The organism is Nocardia sp. NPDC051981 (genome assembly GCF_040680715.1).
GTDB lineage: Bacteria > Actinomycetota > Actinomycetes > Mycobacteriales > Mycobacteriaceae > Nocardia.
Window position 1 is genome coordinate 48,551 of the sequence record NZ_JBFAXK010000008.1, and the last position, 20,336, is coordinate 68,886.

General features: G+C 70.9%; 2 protein-coding genes (1 of these 2 cut by a window edge). Both read left to right on the forward strand.

Going from position 1 to position 20,336, the window contains the following annotated elements:
- Window positions 1-11,355, forward strand: a complete 11,355-nt coding sequence (locus AB0L60_RS16925; protein WP_364614142.1) for an amino acid adenylation domain-containing protein — start codon at window positions 1-3, stop codon at window positions 11,353-11,355.
- Window positions 11,355-20,336: the 5' portion of a non-ribosomal peptide synthase/polyketide synthase gene (locus tag AB0L60_RS16930; protein ID WP_364614145.1), read on the forward strand. It continues 10,056 nt past the right edge of the window; only the first 8,982 of its 19,038 coding nucleotides appear in the window; its start codon is at window positions 11,355-11,357; the stop codon falls past the right edge of the window. The genes AB0L60_RS16925 and AB0L60_RS16930 overlap by 1 nt, the downstream gene beginning before the upstream one ends.

The window sequence follows — 20,336 nt, forward strand, 5'->3', positions numbered from 1 at the left end:
GTGCAGGGTACGGAGTTGGGTGGTGTCGAGTCGTGCGACGTATCGGGGTCGAACGAATCGAAGGGCCGGGGGGCCCCGTTCCCGCTCGGACCAGGGCAGGTGGGCGTCTGGTACGCCCAGCTCCTGGAGCCGGACGTGCCGATCAATATGGCGCAGTACGTTGATATCGAGGGCGACTGGGACCTGGACCTGCTGGCCCGGGTGAACCGCGAGGGCGTCGCGATCTGGCGCACCTCCCAGCTGCGATTCGCCGAGATCGATGGCCGCCCGCACCAGTACTTCGACCTCGACGCGGACGCGGACCCGACTACCTTCCTGGACCTGCGCGCCGAGCCGGATCCCGTTGCGGCGGCCCGGGAATGGATGCTCGCCGAAGTGGTCCGCCCGGTGGACGTCCTGACCGATGTGCTGTTCGCTCCCACCATCATTCGCATCGCCGACCGCCGCTGGTTCTGGTTCGTGCGGGCGCACCACATCGTGGGCGACGGCTACGCCGCCATGAACGTCATGCAGTGGTCGGCCAAGCGCTACACCGCGCTGTCCCGGGGTGAGCAGCCCGCGACGGTGAAAGTCGGTGCGCTGCAAGAGGTTGTGCAGTCCGAGCTGGAGTACCGCGACAGCACCCGCTTCCAGTCCGACCGCGAGTACTGGATCGAGCGCACCCGTCGCCTGGGCGGCACCACCACGCTCAACGCGCGTCCCGCGCCGCACGCCGCCCTCAACCGCCTGTTCGGTTCGGCGCTGCCCGAGGGCCTGCAGGAGCGCATGCACGAGGTCGGCGTCCAGCACGATTCCGGTCTGCCGGTGGTGCTGGTGGCGGCCTTCGCGGTGTACCTGTCCCGGATGACCGGCAAGGACGAGGTGGGCATCAGCCTGCCGGTGGCCGCGCGCACCACCGCCATGCTGCGCAATTCGGTGGGCATGCTGGCCAATATCGTGCCGATGCACATGTCGGTCCGGGCCGAGACCACCTGGGCCGAACTGCTGCACGCCACCCGCGTCGAGCTCTCCGGCGCGCTGCGGCATCAGCGCTACCGGCAGGAGGACATCCACCGGGATGCCGAGCGTGAGGGCAATCCGCCGCTGCGCAGCCTGTTCGGTCCGGCGGTCAACATCATGTTGTTCCACAACCGGATCGAGTTCGGCGATGTCACCGCGCGGCTGCACCCGCTGTCGTCCGCGCCCATCGAGGACATGAACCTCAATGTCTTCTACGGCGACAACGACCGGGTGCACCTGAACATCGAAGTGAACCCGAACCTCTACAGCGACAGTGAGATTCGCGCCCACCACGCCCGCTTCCTGGATTTGCTGGAGCGACTGGTGGAACTGGATCCGGCGACGCCGCTCGCGGGTGTCGAGGTGGCCACCGCCGCGGAGCGCGAGACGGTGCTGCGGACCTGGAACAACACCGCGCACCCGGTAGCGGAGGCCACCCTGGTGTCGATGTTCGCGGCGCAGGCCGCGCGGACGCCGCACGCGACCGCACTGCGCTTCGCCGGCACCCCGGACCTGACCTATGCCGAACTCGCCGATCGGGTGAATCGTCTTGCGCGCTATCTGATCTCGCGTGGCATCGGCCCCGAGACGCGGGTCGCGCTGCATCTGCGCCGGTCCCCGGAACTGGTGATCGCCATGTACGCGGTGCAGGCCGCGGGTGGCGCGTACGTGCCGCTGGATCCGGATCATCCGGTCGAGCGCACCGGCCACATTCTCGCCAGCGCGCAGCCCGCGCTGGTGCTCGCGTCGACCCGGGATCTGCCCGACGCCGCCATCGACGCGCTGAACCTGAACGAGCTGGAGCTGTCCGGCTTCTCGGGCGCGCCGCTGACCGACGCCGATCGCCTGGCTCCGCTGCGGCCCGCCAATGCCGCCTACGTCATCTTCACCTCGGGTTCGACCGGTCGCCCGAAGGGTGTGGCGGTGAGCCACGCCTCGGTGGTGAACCGCATGGTCTTCGGTCAGGAGACCTACGGCCTGACCCCGGACGATGTGGTGCTGCAGAAGACCCCCGCGACCTTCGACGTGTCGGTGTGGGAGTTCATGTGGCCGTTGCAGATCGGTGCGACGCTGGTGCTGGCGCAGCCGGACGGGCATCGGGATCCGGCCTACCTGCGATCGGTGATCGCCGAGAACCGGGTCACCGTCACGCATTTCGTGCCCTCCATGCTGGAGGTGTTCGTGGCCGGGCTGGAGGCCGAGCCCGGTGTCGCCGATCGCGCGCTGTCCTCGCTGCGGATGGTCTTCACCTCGGGCGAGGCGCTGTCGGCCGCGACGGCGCATCGGCTGCGGATGCTCTCGGGCGCGGCGCTGCACAATCTCTACGGCCCCACCGAAGCTGCGGTCGAGGTCACCTTCCATGAGGTGACGGCCGCGGACACCGAATTCGTGCCGATCGGCGCGCCGGTGTTCAACACCCGGCTGTACGTGCTCGACGCACGACTGCGGCCGGTTCCCGTGGGCGCCCCGGGCGAGCTGTATCTGTCGGGGGTTCAGCTCGCCCGGGGTTACCTGGCGCAACCCGGTCTGACCGCGGGACGCTTCGTCGCGGACCCGTACAGCGCGGAGGTCGGTGGCCGGCTGTACCGCACCGGCGATCTGGTGCGGTGGACCGACAGCGGCGAGCTGGAGTACCTGGGCCGCACCGACTTCCAGGTGAAGCTGCGTGGTCTGCGCATCGAGCTCGGCGAGATCGAGACGGTGCTGGGTGAGCTGCCCGAGGTCGCCCGCGCCGTGGTGATCGTGCGCGACGACCAGCTGGTCGCCTACGTGGTGCCCAGCGCCGAGCTGGACGAGACCCGGCTCAAGGCCGCGGCCATGCGGGCGCTGCCCGCGTACATGGTGCCCACCGCCTACGTGCTCATGGACGAACTGCCGGTCAACACCTCCGGCAAGCTGGATCGGGCCGCATTGCCCGAGCCGGTGCGGATGGCCCACCGCTACGAGGCGCCGCGCTCGGTGGTCGAGCAGGCGGTGGCGCGGGTACTGGGCGAGACGCTCGGCATCGAACAGGTGGGCCGCACCGATGATTTCTTCGCGCTCGGCGGCAACAGCCTGATCGCGACCCAGGTGGCGGCGCGCCTCAATGACGAGCTGGGCTGCCGGCTGACCCTGCGCGAGCTGTTCACCGCGACCAGCGTCGCCGAGCTGGCCGCGGTCATCGACGCCCAATTCCTGGACGCCGACGCCGATTCCGCGGCGGCCCGACCGGTGGCGCTGGGCGCGAACCGTCCGGTCCTGGTCCCGCTGTCCCCGGCCCAGCAGCGCATCTGGTTCCTCAATCGCTTCGACGTCACCGCCGCGAACTACAACATGCCGTTCGTGGTGCGGCTGCGCGGTGAGTCCGCGGATCTGCCGACGCTGCGCGCCGCGGTGACCGATGTGCTGACCCGGCACGAGGCGCTGCGCACGGTCTTCCCGGTGACCGAGGACGGTTCGGCCTACCAGCGGGTGATCCCGGTGGCCGAGCTGGATGTCCAGGTGACCCACGAGACGGTTGCCGACGAGGCCGAACTCACCGCGCGCCTGGCGGCCATCGCCGCGCGCGGCTTCGATCTCGTTGACGAGATCCCTTTCCGCGCACAGGTTTTCACCGCCGGTGTGCAGGACGAGTACGCCCTGGTCATGGTGCTGCACCACATCGCCGCCGACGGTCTGTCGCTGCCGGTGCTGGCACGCGACCTGATGCGGGCCTACACCGAGCGGCTGGCCGGCGGCGCGCCGACCTGGTCGGAGCTGCCGGTGCAGTACGCCGATTACACGGTGTGGCAACGCGATCGCCTGGGTGCGGTCGACGACCCGGCCTCGCTGCTTGCCGGTCAGCTGGAGTTCTGGCGGCGGACCCTGGCCGGTGCGCCGGATCTGCTGGAGCTGGCGGGCGACCGTCCGCGTCCGGCGGTGGCCAGCGGCCGCGGCGGCAAGCGGGTCTTCGACTGGCCCGCCGAACTGCACGTCCGGGTCACCGAAACCGCTCGGGCCGAGGGTGTTTCGACCTTCATGCTGGTGCACGCCGCCATGGCCCTGCTGCTGTCGCGGATGTCCGGTGAATCGGACATCGTCATCGGCACCCCGGTGGGTGGCCGCGGTCTGCGTGAACTCGACGACCTGATCGGCATGTTCGTCAATACCGTGCCGCTGCGCACCGAGATCGACGAAGCGGCGAGCTTCCGGGACTTCCTGCACCGGGTGCGCGAGGTCGACCTGGCCGCCTTCGCGCACGCGGACGCGCCGTTCGAGACCCTGGTCGAATCGCTGAATCCGCCACGCTCGCAGGCCCGCCATCCGCTGTTCCAGGTGTTGCTGTCGTTCGCCGCCCCCGGACCGACCGGTGTCGAACTGCCTGGACTACTTGCCACGACGGGTACCCTGGAAACCGGAGTGACCAAGTTCGACCTCTCGGTCGTGGTCACCGAAAGCTTCGCCGGTGCCGGTCCTGGGGAAGGTCCGGCGCCGGCGGGGATTACCGCCGAGTTCGAGTTCGCGGCGGATCTGTTCGACCCCGCCACCATTGACGCCCTTTCCGACCGTTTCGTGCGCTTGCTGACCGCGGTCACCGCGGATCCTGCCGCCGGGTTGGACGCGATCTCGGTCCTCTCCGAGCATGAATACGCCGATCTGACCACGCGTTCCGGCGGCCCGGCCCCGACCGGCGTGACCCTGCCGGGCATGCTCGCGGCCGCGGTGGCCACCCGCCCGGATGTGATCGCGGTGGTCGACGGTGCGCGCGAGCTGACCTATCGAGAGTTGGACGCCGCCTCGAATCGGGTGGCGCGCATGCTGATCGAGCGCGGCGTGGGTCCGGAGGACCTGGTAGCCATCGGGATGCCGCGCACGCTGGAGACGGTGCTGGCGATCTGGTCGGTCATCAAGACCGGCGCGGGCTGGATGCCCCTGGATCCCGCCTACCCGGCCGACCGCATGGAGTACATGGTGGCGGACTCGGGAGCCGTGGTCGGTCTGACCATCGCCTCTATCCGCGCCGGACTGCCGGATTCGCTGTCCTGGTTGCTGCTCGACGATTTCGCGACGCCGTCAGGCGAGGCCGTGGACGCGGTGACGCTGCTGCGTCCGGTGCACCCCGGCAACCTCGCGTACACCATCTACACCTCGGGTTCGACCGGTCGGCCCAAGGGCGTGCTGCTCGCGCACAAGGGTGTCTGGGCGCTCGCGGCCGAGCAGACCCGCAACTACTTCGCCGAGCCGGACGCGCGCGTGTTGCAGGTCGCTTCGCCGTCGTTCGACATCTCGGTGGCGGAGCTGCTGCTCGCCGCGAACTCGGGTGCGACCCTGGTGGTCGCGCCGCCCGAGGCGTCGGTCGGCCCCGAACTGGCCGCGGTGATCCGGTCGCACCGGGTCACGCACATCATCATCACCCCGTCCGCGCTGGGCACCATCGACCCGGCCGAGGTGCCGGACGTGCGCGTGGTGGTGGTCGGCGGCGAGGCCTGTCCGCCGGAGCTGTTGCGGCGCTGGGCCGGTGCCGATCGGGTCTTCGTCGACGCCTACGGCCCGACCGAGACCACCATCATCGTGAACGCCAGCGCGCCGCTGCCGGCCCAGGGCCCGGTCTCCATCGGCGGCCCGATGTCGGGTGTGCGGGAGTGGGTGCTCGACGAGCGGCTGCGCCCGGTCCCGATCGGCGTGCCGGGCGAGCTGTACGTGGGTGGTGACCAGCTGGCGCGCGGCTATCGAGGGCGGCCCGGCCTCACCGCCGACCGCTTCGTGGCCTGCCCCTGGATCCCGGGTGAACGCATGTATCGCACCGGCGATCTGGTCCGCTGGGGCGCGGCCGGTGACGTGCAGTATCTGGGGCGCAACGACTTCCAGGTGAAGCTGCGCGGGTTCCGCATCGAGCTCGGCGAGATCGAGGCCGCGCTGACCGAGCTGCCCGGCGTGCGCCAGTCGGTGGTGCTGCTGCACACTGACCCGGCCCGCGGTGAGCAGCTGGTCGCCTACCTGGTGTCGCAGGGCGAGCCGTTGGATCCGGCGGCGGTCCGCGCGGGCCTGGCGGGCCGGTTGGCCTCGTACATGGTGCCCGCCGCTTTCGTGGTGCTCGACGAGTTCCCGGTCACCGCCAACGGCAAGCTGGACCGAAACGCCCTGCCCGCACCGAAGTTCGAGTCGGCCGGCTACCGGCGGCCGAGCACCATGGCCGAGGAGGTGGTGGCGGGGGTCTTCGCCGACCTGCTCGGGGTGGAACGGGTCGGGGCCGACGACGACTTCTTCGCGCTGGGCGGCAGTTCGCTGCTGGCGACCAAGGCGGCGGCGCGCGTCGGTGCCCTGCTGAACGCGACGGTCGGGGTGCGCCTGCTGTTCGAGGAACCGACGGTGGCCGGGCTGGCCGCGCGTGTGCTCGCGGGTACCGGCGAGACCCGGCGTCCCGCGCTGGTGGCGGGGGAGCGGCCGGACTCGCTGCCGCTCTCGCCCGCTCAGCGGCGCATGTGGTTCATCAACCGCTTCGACCGCGAGTCCACCGCCTATAACCTGCCGGTGGCGCTGCGGCTCTCGGGCGAGCTGGACACGTCCGGGCTCTCCGACGCGCTGGGTGACGTGCTGGACCGGCACGAGGCGCTGCGCACCGTCTACCCCGAGACCGCCGACGGCCCGGTCCAGGTGATCCTGCCGGTGGCGCAGGCATATGCCGGCCTGAAGGCGATCGAGGTCACCGAATCCGAACTGGCCGTGCGGATTCCGGAAGTCCTGAACACCGTCTTCGACGTGACCGTCGAGGTGCCGATCCGGGTGGAGCTGCTGCGCCTGGTGGACGCTGCGGGCGAGTTCACCGGCGAACACGTGCTCGCCGGTGTGCTGCACCATATTTCGGCCGACGGATCCTCGGTGGTCCCGTTCGTCCGGGATCTGATGGTGGCCTATGACGCCCGGCGCGCGGGCGCCGCCCCGGCGTGGGCTCCGCTGAGCGTGCAGTACGCGGACTACGCGCTGTGGCAGCACGCACTGCTCGGCTCCGATGACGACGAGACCTCGGTGGCGGCGGCGCAACTCGGGTACTGGCGCGAGACCCTGGCCGGGCTGCCCGACCAGCTGGACCTGCCCACCGACTTTCCGCGTCCAGCGCGGCAGAGCCTGCGCGGCCGCCAGCTGAAGCTGAGCCTGGACGCCGAATTGCACGCCGGGCTCACCGAATTGGGCCGCGCCCAGGGCGCGACCCTGTTCATGGTGGTGCACGCGGCCTACAGTGCGCTGCTGTCGCGCCTGTCCGGCGTGGCCGACCTCGCGGTGGGCACCCCGATCGCGGGTCGCGGCGACAGCGGTCTCGACGACGTGATCGGCATGTTCGTCAACACGCTGGCGCTGCGCACCCGGGTGGATTCCGGCGCGCCGTTCACCGAGCTGCTGGGCCGGGTGCGGGCCGGTGACATCGCCGCCTTCTCGCACGCCGACGTGCCCTTCGAGCGCCTGGTCGAGGTGCTGAACCCGGTGCGTTCGCAGGCCCGGCACCCGCTGTTCCAGGTGGGCCTGTCCTTCCAGAACTTCGAGCAGGCCGAGCTGGTGCTGCCCGAGCTGACGGTGTCGGTGGTCGAATTCGATACCCACATAGCGCAATTCGACCTGCACCTGTACGCCTGGGACCGCTACCTCGACTCCGGCGCGCCCGCGGGACTGGACCTGGCTCTCACCTACGCCACCGATCTGTTCACCGAGGCCACCGCCCGCGAGTTCCTGGCGGCACTGACCCGGGTGCTGGAAGCCGTTGCGGCGAAACCGGATCGGGTGATCGGCGATATCGATCTGCTGGGTCCGGAGCTGCGGCAGCGGATGCTGGTGGACTGGAACGCCACCGCCCACCCGGTCGCCCCCGGCACGCTGGTGGACCTGGTCGACGCGCAGGTCGCGCGCGATCCCGGCGCGGTGGCACTGCTGGACGCGCACACCGGGATCGAGCTCGGCTATGCCGAATTCGACGCCCGGGTCAATCGTCTGGCACGGCGGCTCATCGCCGCGGGCGTCGGCCCGGAGACCGGCGTGGTGCTGGCCATGCGGCGCGGTATCGAGCTGGTGGTGGCCATGTACGCGGTGGTCAAGGCGGGCGGCGCGTACGTGCCGGTCGACCCGGATCACCCGACCGACCGCATCGCCTACATCGTCGAGACCGTCGCTCCCGCGGCGGTTCTCACCACGGCCGCCGATGGTGTGTCCTTCGTGACCGAGGCGCCGGTGCTGGAGATCGATCGACTCGACCTGGGCGGCTTCTCGGCCGCGCCGATCACCGACGCCGAGCGGGTGCGCCCGCTGCGCCCGCAGCACCCGGCCTACGTCATCTTCACCTCCGGCTCCACCGGACGGCCGAAGGGCGTGACGGTCGCGCATGCCGCAATCGTCAACCAGTTGCACTGGCTGCGAGCCACTTTCGAGCTGGGCGCGGGTGACCGTGCCCTGCTGAAGACGCCCGCCACCTTCGACCTGTCGGTGTGGGAGTTCTGGTCGCCGCTGACCAGCGGCGGCAGTCTGGTGGTGACCGCCGCCGGTGACGAGCGCGACCCCGATCGGCTGCGCGCCATCATCGCGAACCGCGGTGTGACAGTGCTGCACCCGGTGCCGTCACTGCTGGGCATGCTGCTCACCGGCGGCGACCTGCCCGCCTCGGTGCGGGCCGTGCTGGCCATCGGCGAGGCGCTGCCCGCCGCCACCGCCGGCGAGTTCCTGGAGCGGAGTGCCGGTGGCGCAAGGCTTTTCAACCTCTACGGCCCTACGGAGGCCGCGGTGTCCATCACCGCGTTCGAGGTGCGGGAGCGGCACCGGCTGGCCGTGCCGATCGGCGCGCCCGCCTGGAACAGCCGGGTGTATGTGCTCGACGGCCGCCTGTCGCCGGTCCCGGTCGGCGTGCCCGGCGAGCTGTACCTGTCCGGCGACCAGCTGGCGCGCGGCTACCACGGCCGGGCGGCGCTGACCGCCGATCGCTTCGTGGCCGACCCGTTCTCACCCGGCCGCATGTACCGCACCGGCGATATCGTGCGCTGGCTGGCCGACGGCACCCTGGAATACGTCGAGCGCGCCGACTTCCAGGTCAAGATCGGCGGCTTCCGCATCGAGCTCGGTGAGGTCGAGACCGCCCTGCGGCGGCAGCCCGGCGTGACCGCCGCGGTGGCCGTGGCGCACACCGCCGCCGACGCGGGCGCCCGGCTGGTGGCATACGCCGCCGTACCGGACGCCGACCTCGATCGCCGCGTCGAGATCGCCGCGACCCTGCGTTCGGCGCTGGCCGTGGAGCTGCCCAAGTACATGGTCCCGGCGACGATCACCGTGCTGGATGCCCTGCCGCTCAATGCCAACGGCAAGGTCGATCGCGCGCTGCTGCCCGCGCCGGTGTTCACCGTCGCCGAGTACCGCGCGCCGGTCACCGAGCTCGAACTCGCCGTTGCGGCGGGCTTCGCCGAGGTAGTCGGACTCACCGAGACCGGGACCGTCGGACTGGACACCGATTTCTTCGCCCTGGGCGGCAATTCGCTCATGGCGACGCGGCTGGCCGCGCGGCTGGGCTCGGACCGGGGCCTGCGGGTCCCGGTGGCCGCGATCTTCGAGGCCCCGACGGTGGGCGAGCTGGCGCGCTGGCTGGACACCGCGGATCCGGCCGAGTTCCGGCCCGCCCTGGTCCGCCGGACCGACACCGGTCCGGCCCCGGTTTCGCTGGCCCAGCAGCGCATGTGGGTGCTCAACCGGCTGCATCCGGAGTCGGGGGCCTACAACGTCCCCGCCGCTATCCGCCTCACCGGTGATCTGGACGTGCCCGCGCTCAACGCCGCGCTGCGGGATGTGCTGGAGCGCCACGAGATCCTGCGCACCAGCTATCCGGAGAAGAACGGCGAGCCGGTGCAGCTGGTGTTCGGTCCCGATGAGCTCGACGCCGGTCTCTCCCCGATCGCTGTATCGCAGAGCGAGATTCACGATCGGGTGGCCGAGGTGGTGGCCGGCGGCTTCGACGTCACCGCCGCCCCGCCAGTGCGGATGCGGCTGTTCCGGCTGACCCCGCACGAGCACGTGCTGGTCGTGGTGGTGCACCACATCAGCGCCGACGGCTACTCGGTGGTCCCGCTGACCCGGGACCTGGTGCTGGCCTACACCTCCCGGGCCGCGGACCAGGCACCCGGCTGGTTGCCGCTCGAGGTGCAGTACGGCGATTACGCGGCCTGGCAGCGCGAGCTGCTCGGCTCGGACACCGTGGCGGAGAGCCTGATATCGCGTCAGCTCCGCTTCTGGGTCGACGAATTGGCCTCCGCGCCCGAGCAATTGACACTGCCCACCGATCGGCCGCGACCGGCCCGCCGCGATATGCGGGGCGCGACGGTCGAATTCGAGGTGGACCAGGACACCACCGAGCGCCTGAGCGGGCTGGGCCGCGAACACGGGGCCACCCTGTTCGGAGTCGTGCACGCCGCTTTCACGGTGCTGCTGGCCAAACTGTCCGGCCAGCGCGACATCTCGGTCGGCGTCCCGGTCGCGGGTCGCGGGGAACGGGCCTTGGACGACCTGATCGGCATGTTCGTCAATACCGTGGTGCTGCGCACCGAGGTGGACGGCAAGCTGTCCTTCCAGGAGCTGCTGCGCCAGGTGCGCGACCGCGATCTGGCGGCCTTCGCCCACGCCGAGGTGCCCTTCGAACGGGTGGTGGAGGCGGTCTCGGCCGCTACCGGCCGCGCGCGTTCGGCCGCGGTGACCCCGCTTTTCCAGGTCATGTTCGCCTTCCAGAACATCGCGGCGGGCGCGGTGGAGTTGCCGGGCCTGGTGGTCGAGGCGCTGGAGGCGGATCTCGAGGAGGCCAAGTTCGACCTCCAGCTCACCGTCGTCGAGCGCCGCGACGACGGCGGCCGGGTCACCGGCCTGAGCATGCGATTCGGTTACGCCACCGATATTTTCGGGGAACACACCGTGCGGCTGCTGGCGCAGCGGCTGCTGCTGGTCCTGCGCGCCGTGGTCGCGGACGCGACCGTCCAGGTGCGCACCATCGACATTCGTGTCGATGCCGAGCGGATCGGTCGCGCGGGTGCGACCGCGACCGGATCCGCCTTGCCCGAGGGAGATTCGGCCGGGCATGCCCCGGCCGACCTGCCCACCCTGATCGCCGCCGCGGCCGTGATCGCCCCTGAGGCGATCGCGTTCGAGCACGGCGATCGCACCGTCACCTACCGGGCCTTCGCCGACAAGATCGGCGCCACCGCCCGGGCGATGGGCGCCGCCGCCAAACCGGAAGCCCTGGTGAACGTCGCACTGGCCGGATTGGTGCCCGGCATCCTGACCGCCCTCGGCGGGGCCGGTCTCGGACAAGTTCTGAGCACGCTGGCCGACCAGACGCAGACCCTGGTCCGGAGCTCGGAAAGCTCGTCGGAAGGAATCCTCTGATGCACTATGCGGAGTCGATCGCTGTCAGCCGGACCGGCCGTTTCGCGGTCCTGCGCCGAGCCTATGGCGTCGGCGATCTACCGAACCTCATAGCGGTCGTGGCCGAGCTGGACCCCGAGCGCGTGGCCCTGCGGTACGCCGGCGACACCGTCGCCTACGGTGCGCTGGCCACCGAGCTGGCCGTGCTGGCCGAGGCCATGGGCGGCGCGCTGGAACCGGAGGCGCTGATCCAGGTCGTGGTGTCCGGGCAGCTGCCCGCGCTCATGGACGGCCAGGCCGGCGAGCTGACCGCGGTGCTGGAGGCGCTCATCGATGACGCCATCGTCGCCGCTTCCGATGTGCTGGAACCGAATCTGGCCCCGGTCGAGACGCTGACCACGCAGTTCCGCCGCCAGGTCCGGCTCACCCCGGACGCGGTCGCCCTGGAGTTCCGGGGCGAGCGGCTGACCTACGCGCAGTTCGCGGCGCGGGTCACAGTGCTGGCGCGGCACCTGCGCGACCTGGGTGTGGGCCCGGACGTGCTGGTGGCCATCGCGGCCCGGCGTTCCTTCGAAATGCTGGTCGGCATGTACGCGATCCTGGAGGCGGGCGGCGCGTACCTGCCCATCGACCCGGATCACCCGTCCGATCGCATCAGCTACGTGCTCGAGGTGTCCGCGCCCGCGCTGCTGCTCACCACCACCGCCGACCAGCCCGATTTCGACGGCGGCGTGCCGGTGCTGCGGATCGACGAATTCGAGGCCACCGCAAGGGAATTGGCCGCCGACCCGGCCCGGGTGCCATCCCCGGCCGACGACCCGCGGCTGGCGCAGCCGGGCAATGACAACCTCGCCTGCCTGCTGTTCACCTCCGGCTCCACCGGCCGCCCCAAGGGTGTGGCCATCACGCACCAGGCGATCCAGTCGGTGTTCCACTGGCAGCAGCGGCTGATGACGTTGTCATCCACGGACATCATGCTGTTCAAGACTCCCTTCACCTTCGACGTCTCGATGTGGGAGATCTTCCTGCCCCTGCAGAATGGCGCCCGGCTGGTGATCGCGGAGCCCGAGGGCCACCGCGACACCGACTATCTGCTCCGCACCATGCGCGACGCGCAGATCACCGCGGGCTTCTTCGTGCCGTCCATGCTGTCGGTGCTCATCGCCGCGGCCGAGGCCGATCCCGAGGGGCTCAGCGACTCGCTGCGCTTCATCATCGCCGGCGGCGAGGCCCTGCCCGCCGCCACCGCCGCTGGCTTCCGCAGCGTCAACGGCGCGACCCTGTACAACATCTACGGTCCGACCGAGGCCGTCATCATGGTCACCACCCACGAGGTGACCGCCGCGGACGTCGATTCGGTGCCGCTGGGCATGCCCGGAGACGATGTCGAACTGCTGGTGCTCGACGAGGATCTGCGCCCGGTGCCGCCGGGTGTCGTGGGTGAGCTCTATCTGGGCGGAAGTCAGTTGGCCCGAGGCTATTTCAACCGTCCGGGATTGACCGCGGAACGGTTCGTGGCCAACCCGGAGGGGCCGGCCGGCGATCGCATGTACCGCACCGGTGACCTGGTGCGCTGGGTGGCCGGGATCGATGGCGGTCCCACCGAACTGGAGTACCTGGGCCGCAGTGACTTCCAGGTCAAGCTGCGCGGCCAGCGCATCGAGCTCGGGGAGGTGGAGGCCGCGCTGCTGCGCGACGAGACCGTCGCGCAGGCGGTCGTCGTGCTGCACACCCGGGCGACCGGTGAGCAGGCGCTGGTCGGCTATGTGGTGCCCGCCCGCGGTGCCGAGATCGACGCCACCGCGGTGCTTTCCGCCGCCCACGCGCATGTGCCCGGCTATATGGTGCCCTCGCTGCTGGTGTCGCTGCCGGAGATGCCGGTGAGCGCGCACGGCAAGCTGGATCGGCGGGCACTGCCCGAACCGGTGTACGCGGACCAGGCCGCCGGCTACCGTGAGCCCGCGACCCCTGCCGAGCGGGCGGTGGCGGTGGCCTTCGCCGACCTGCTCGGTGTCGAGCGGATCGGCGCCGACGACGACTTCTTCATGCTGGGCGGCAATTCCCTGGTCGCCACCCGCGCCATCGCCCGGATCCGCGAATCGCTGGGCGTCGTCGTGGACGTGCGTGACTTCTTCGACCGGCCCACCGTGGCGGCGCTCGCCGCGCTGGCCGAGAATGCCACTGCCGGTACGGGTTCCGTGCCGGTGCTGGCGTCCGGCGCGCGGCCCGAGGCGCTGCCGCTGTCGCCCGCGCAGCAGCGCATGTGGTTCCTCAACCAGTTGGCGCAGGACGGTTCGGGCACGGCCGATTTCGATCCTGCCGCCGTGGACAATGTGGTCGCGGCCCTGCGCCTGCGCGGCAGCCTCGATGTCACCGCTCTGCGTGCGGCGGTCGCCGACCTGGTCGACCGGCACGAGATTCTGCGCACCCACTACCCGCAGACCACCGGCGGCCCGGTTCAGATGATCGGCGCGGCAGGGGAATCCGGCCTCGCCGAGCTGGATCTCACCCCGGTCGAGACGGACGAGCGAGAGCTGTTGCGGGCCGTGATCGCCGCGGCCGCACGCGGTTTCGACGTCGCCACACGAGTCCCGCTGCGGCTGCGGCTGCTGCGCCTGGGCGCGGACGACCACGCTCTGGTGCTGGTGGTGCACCACATCGCCGCCGACGGGTTCTCACTGGGCCCGCTGGTGCGCGACCTGGTGGTCGCCTACGCGGCGCGTGAGGCCGGGATGCTGCCCGGCTGGCAGCCGCTGGCGGTGCAGTACGCCGACTACGCGCTGTGGCAGCGCGCGGTGCTGGGCGACGAGGCGGACCCGGAGTCCACCGCGGCCCGCGAGATCGCCTTCTGGACCGCCGAACTCGCCGAGCTCCCGGCGCAGCTGGACCTGCCCGCCGACCGGCCCCGCCCGGCGGTGTCGAGCTACCGCGGCGCGACCTACCGCACCTCGGTCCCGGCCGAGCTGCGCGCCGCCGTCGAGGCGGTGGCCGCGAGCCGCCAGGCCACGCCGTTCATGGTGCTGCACGCCGCCCTGGCCGCGCTGCTGTCGCGGCTGTCCGCCACCACCGACATCGCCATCGGCACCCCGGTCGCCGGGCGTGGTGAGGCCGCTCTCGACGACCTGATCGGCATGTTCGTCAACACCCTGGTGCTACGCACCGAGGTGCGCGGCGACCGGTCCTTCGCCGAGCTGGTGGACCACGCCCGCGATCGCGACCTGCGCGCCTTCGCCCACCGCGAGGTGCCCTTCGAGCGCCTGGTGGAGGTGCTCAACCCGGTGCGCGCCCGCAACCGACACCCGCTGTTCCAGGTGGCGCTGTTCATGCAGAACCAGGGCATTCCGGCGCTCACGCTGCCGGGCATGTCCGCCGAGCTGGTCGAATTCGACCAGGCCGTCGCCAAATTCGATCTGAACCTCGAAGTCACCGACGAGGATGCGGGCTACCGGGTCGACTTCACCTATGCCACAGACCTTTTCGACGAGGGCACGGTCGCGGAGTTCGCCGCCAAGTTCCTGCGCCTGCTGAGCGCGGCCACCGCGGACGCCGAACGCGCCGTCGGCGATATCGAGCTGCTGGACGCCGGTGAGCTCGATTACGTGCTGGGCAGCTGGAACGCCACCGGCGCGAAGGTCGCCGACACCCTGCTGCACGCCGGTTTCGACGCCCAGGCGCAGCGCAGCCCGGCCGCCGTCGCCCTGGTCTCCGGTGACGAAAACCTCACCTACGCCGAGCTTTCCGAGCGCGCCAACCGCCTGGCTCGCCGGCTCATCGCAGCGGGCGTGGGCCCGGAGTCGCTGGTGGTGCTGGCCATGGCGCGCTCGGTCGAGCTGGTGGTGGCCATGTATGCCGTGCTGCGCGCCGGGGCCGCCTACGTGCCGATCGATCCGAGCCATCCGGCCGAGCGCATCGCCACCGTGCTGGACACCGCACGCCCGGCGCTGGTGCTCACCACCGTCGTCGACGCCTTCCACACCGACGCCGCCCCGGTGCTACGCGTGGACGAGGCCGACCTGTCCGGCTTCGCGGCGGGCAAGATCGGCGACCGCGAGCGCCGCGCCCCCGTCCACCCCGAGCACCCGGCCTACGTGCTGTTCACCTCCGGCTCCACCGGCACCCCCAAGGGTGTGGCCGTGAGCCACCGCGCCATCGCCAACCAGATGGCCTGGATGCAGGCCGAATACGGCATCAGCCGGTCGGATGTCTACCTCCAGAAGACGCCCAGCACCTTCGACGTCTCGCTGTGGGGCTACTTCCTGCCGCTGCGGGTCGGCGCGACGCTGGTGCTGGCCACCCCGGACGGCCACCGCGATGCCCGCTACCTGGCGGAAACCATTGCCGCACGGGGCGTCACGCTGACCGACTTCGTGCCCTCGATGCTGTCGGTATTCGCCGCGCACGCCGAGCCGGGCGAATTGGATTCGCTGCGTGACGTTTTCGTCGCCGGTGAGGCGTTCCCGGCCGAGACGGTTGCGGCCTTCCGGGCCGTCTCCGACGCGACCCTGCACAACCTCTACGGCCCGACCGAGGCCGCCATCACCGTCACCTACCGCGAGGCCGACGAGCTCGCCCCGGCGGTGCCCATGGGCGAGCCCGAGTGGAACACCCAGGTCTACGTGCTGGACGCGCGGCTGCGCCCGGTGCCGATCGGGGTGCCCGGCGAGTTGTACCTGGCCGGTGTGCAATTGGCACGCGGTTACTACGATCGCGCCGACCTCACCTCGGATCGCTTCGTGGCCAACCCCTTCGGCGATCCCGGCGCGCGCATGTACCGCACCGGCGACCTGGTGAAGTGGACCCGTGACGGCGAACTGGCCTACCTGGGCCGCATCGACTTCCAGATCAAGTTCCGCGGTCAGCGCATCGAACTGGCCGATATCGAGAGCGCGCTGCTCACCGCGCCGGAGGTGGCGCAGGCCGCCGTCCGGCTGATCACCGCCGACACCGGCGACTACCTGGCCGGATACGTGATCGCCGCGGAGGAAGCGGAGATCGGCACCGAGGCGCTGCGGGAGCGGCTGACCGCGCTGCTGCCGCCTTACATGGTGCCGACCGCCATCGTGGAGCTCACCGAGTTTCCATTGGGCACCAGCGGCAAGCTGAACCGCGCGGCGCTGCCCGTTCCGGCCCTGGCCGCCAAGCGCTTCCGCGCCCCGGTGGACGCCGCGCAGCGGGTGGTGGCCCGCGTCTTCGCCGAGGTGCTCGGCCTCGACCGGGTCGGTCTGGATGACGACTTCTTCGCCCTCGGCGGCAGCTCGCTGCTGGCCACCCAGGTTGCCGCCCGCACCGGCGCGGAACTCGGCGTGCGGGTGCCGGTCGGGATGCTGTTCGAGGCCGGGTCGGTGGCCGGGTTCGCCGCCGCCGTGAGCCGGTTGTCCAGCACCGCGCCGCGTCCCGCGCTGACCGCTCGGGTGCGGCCCGAGCGGATTCCGCTCTCGCCCGCACAGCAGCGGCTGTGGTTCCTCAACCGGCTCGAGAATGAGCTGGACGGCCCCAGCCTCTACAACCTCCCACTGGTGCTGCGGCTGTCCGGCCGCCTCGACGCGGTCGCCCTGGAGACGGCCGTCATGGATGTGCTGGCGCGCCACGAATCGCTGCGCACCCAGTACCCCGAGGACGAGACCGGCCCCTACCAGCAGGTCCTGGACGCCGCGGATATCGGGCTCACTCTGACCCCGGTCCCGGTGCGGCAGGACGAGGTGACGGCCGCCGTCACCGCCATCGCGCAGGCCGGCTTCGACGTCACCCGCGAATTGCCCTCGCGCATCGCGCTGCTCGTGGTCGATCGCGGCCCCGACGCCCCCTCGAACGCCGACGAGCACATCCTGGTCGTGGTGGTGCACCATATCGCCGGTGACGCCTTGTCACTGCGCCCGTTGGTCAGCGACCTGATGTCGGCCTACCACGCCCGGCTGGCCGGCGTCGCTCCCGAGTGGGAGCCGCTGCCGGTCCAGTACGCCGATTACAGCCTGTGGCGGCACGAGGTCCTCGGATCCACCAGCACGCCCGGCGATCTCGGACATCAGCAGCTGCAGTTCTGGCGCGACGCGCTGGCCGCGGCCCCCGCCCAGCTGCCGCTGCCGGTCGACCGCCCCCGTCCCGCGCAGCCGCGCAACACCGGCGGCACAGTCGATTTCAGCATTTCCGCCGAGGTGGCCACCGGCCTGCGCGAGCTGGCCCGAGCGCAGGGCGCGACCCTGTTCATGGTGGTACACGCGGCCTTCGCCGCCACCCTGGCCAGGCTGACCGGCTCCACGGACATCGTGATCGGCACGCCCGTCGGCGGGCGCGGCGAACGCGAATTGGACGGCCTCATCGGCATGTTCGTGAACACCCTGGCGCTGCGCACCACGGTGGCGGCGGCGAATTCGTTCACTGAGGTCCTGGCCGGGGTACGGGACGCCGATCTGGCGGCCTTCGCCAATGCCGAACTGCCCTTCGAGCAGGTCGTGGATGAGCTCGTCACCGATCGCACCACCGGTGCGCATCCGCTGTTCCAGACCATGCTGAGCTTCGGCGGCGGCGAGGGCCGGGTGGCGGACCTGCGCCTGCCGGGACTCACCGTGAGCCCGGTGCCGCTCACCGACCCGACCGCCAAGTTCGATCTGCACCTGGTCGTCGACGACGACGGGCAGGGTGCGCTCGACGGCGTACTGCGCTACGCCGATGAGCTTTTCGACGCCGAGACCGCCGCCGCGATCGCGGTCCGCTGGGACCGCATGCTGCGCGCGGTGGCAGCTGATCCCTCGGTGCTCGTAGGCGATATCGACCTGCTCGACGCCGAGGAGCGAAGCGCGGTCGTCGAGACCTGGGTGGCGACGGGCGAGCCCGCCGCCGACTCGGAGGCGACGCTGTCGAGCCTGTTCGACGCCGCCGTGGCGGAGAATGCCGAGCGGGTCGCGGTGCGCTTCGGTGACGAGGAGATCACCTACGGCGAACTGGATCGGCGCGCGAATGTACTGGCGCGCAGGCTGATCAGTGCGGGCGCGGGTCCGGAGTCGTTGGTGGCGGTGCTCTTGCCGCGTTCGGCGGATCTGGTGGTGGCGCTGCTGGCCGTGATCAAGACCGGTGCGGGCTACGTGCCGATCGATCCGACCTATCCGGCCGACCGCATCGCCTACGTGCTCTCGGACGCGAAGCCGACCGGTGTGCTGACCGATACCGCCGTGGAAGTCGAACTGCCGGAGGAACTTCCGGTCGTCCTGATCGGGGACGTCGCCGCGGAGCCCACCATGTCCGATGCCCTGGTTACCGATGCCGACCGCCGGGCGGCGTTGCGCCCGGACCATGTCGCCTACGTCATCTACACCTCCGGTTCCACCGGCCGCCCCAAGGGCGTGGCCGTGGCGCATCGGAATGTGGTGCGGCTGATGGCGAACACCGATCGCGAGTTCGGCTTCGGTCCCGATGATGTGTGGACGCTGTTCCACTCCTATGCTTTCGATTTCTCGGTGTGGGAGCTGTGGGGTCCGCTGCTCTTCGGCGGCAAGCTGGTCGTGGTCGATTACTACGTGTCTCGCTCGCCCGAGCAGTTCCTGGAACTGCTGCGCCGCGAACAGGTCACGGTGCTCAACCAGACCCCGTCGGCGTTCTACCAGCTGGCCGAGGCAGACCGGATCGCCGCACCGGCCGACGACGAGCCGGGCCTCTCGTTGCGCTACGTGATCTTCGGCGGCGAGGCGCTCGAACTACGTCGGCTGTCGGATTGGGTTGCCCGCCACGGTGATTCCTCGCCGTACCTGGTGAACATGTACGGCATCACCGAGACCACCGTGCACGTGTCGGCCCGGTTCCTCGACGCCGGCACCATCGCCGCCGCGACGGGATCGATCGTCGGCCGGGCCATCGCCGGCTTGAGCGTGTACGTCCTCGACGACCGCCTGCACCCGGTGCCGGTCGGTGTCGCGGGTGAGATGTACGTGGCCGGTGGGCAATTGGCGCGCGGCTACCTGGGGCGCCCCGAGCTGTCGGCGGGCCGCTTCGTGGCCTCGCCCTTCGGCACGCCCGGCGGTCGCCTCTACCGCACCGGTGACGTGGCCCGCTGGAACCGCTTCGGTGAGCTGGAATACCTGGGCCGCGCCGACGACCAGGTCAAGGTGCGCGGCTTCCGCATCGAGCTCGGTGAGATCGAGTCCGCCGTGCTGGCCCAGCCGGGCGTGGCGCAGGCCGCGGTCATCGTGCGCGAGGACCAGCCCGGCGATCAGCGCATCGTGGCCTACGTGGTGCCCGAGGACGGTGCCGCGCTCACCGGGGACGCCGTGCGCGACGGCGCGGCCGAGTCGCTGCCGTCCTACATGGTGCCCACGGCCATTGTCGTCATGGACCGAATCCCGTTGACCGTCAACGGGAAACTGGATCGCCGTGCCCTGCCTGCCCCGGCCGCGCAGGTCCGCGCCTTCCGTTCGCCGCAGACCGCGACCGAGCGGATCGTGGCCGCCGTCTTCGCCGAGGTGCTCGGCATCCCCGGGACGGAGAACGGCACCGGGCGGGTCGGCCTGGACGACGATTTCTTCACCCTGGGCGGCAATTCGCTCATCGCCACCCAGTTGGTGGCGCGCCTCGCCAAGGCCACCGGCATCGCGGCCGGTGTGCGCATGGTCTTCGAAGCCTCCACCGTGGCCGACCTGGCCGCCCGGCTCGACGCCCACGACACCGAGGTCGACGCGAATACGGCACTGCCGCCGGTGGTTCCGCAGGACCGCGGCGATGTGGTCCCGATGTCCATCGCCCAGCAGCGTATGTGGTTCCTCAACCGGTTCGACACCGCTGGCGGCGGTTACAACCTGCCATTCGCGCTGCGCCTCACCGGATCGCTGAACGTCGAGGCGCTGCGCGCCGCCGTCGACGACCTCATCGACCGGCACGAGACGCTGCGCACCATCTACCCCGAGCAGGACGGCGTGGGCCGTCAGGTGGTGCTGCCCGCCGGGACCCACCTGGTGGACCTGGAACCGCGGCCGGTGGCCGCGGCCGAACTGCCCGCGCTGGCGGAGGGCTTGGCC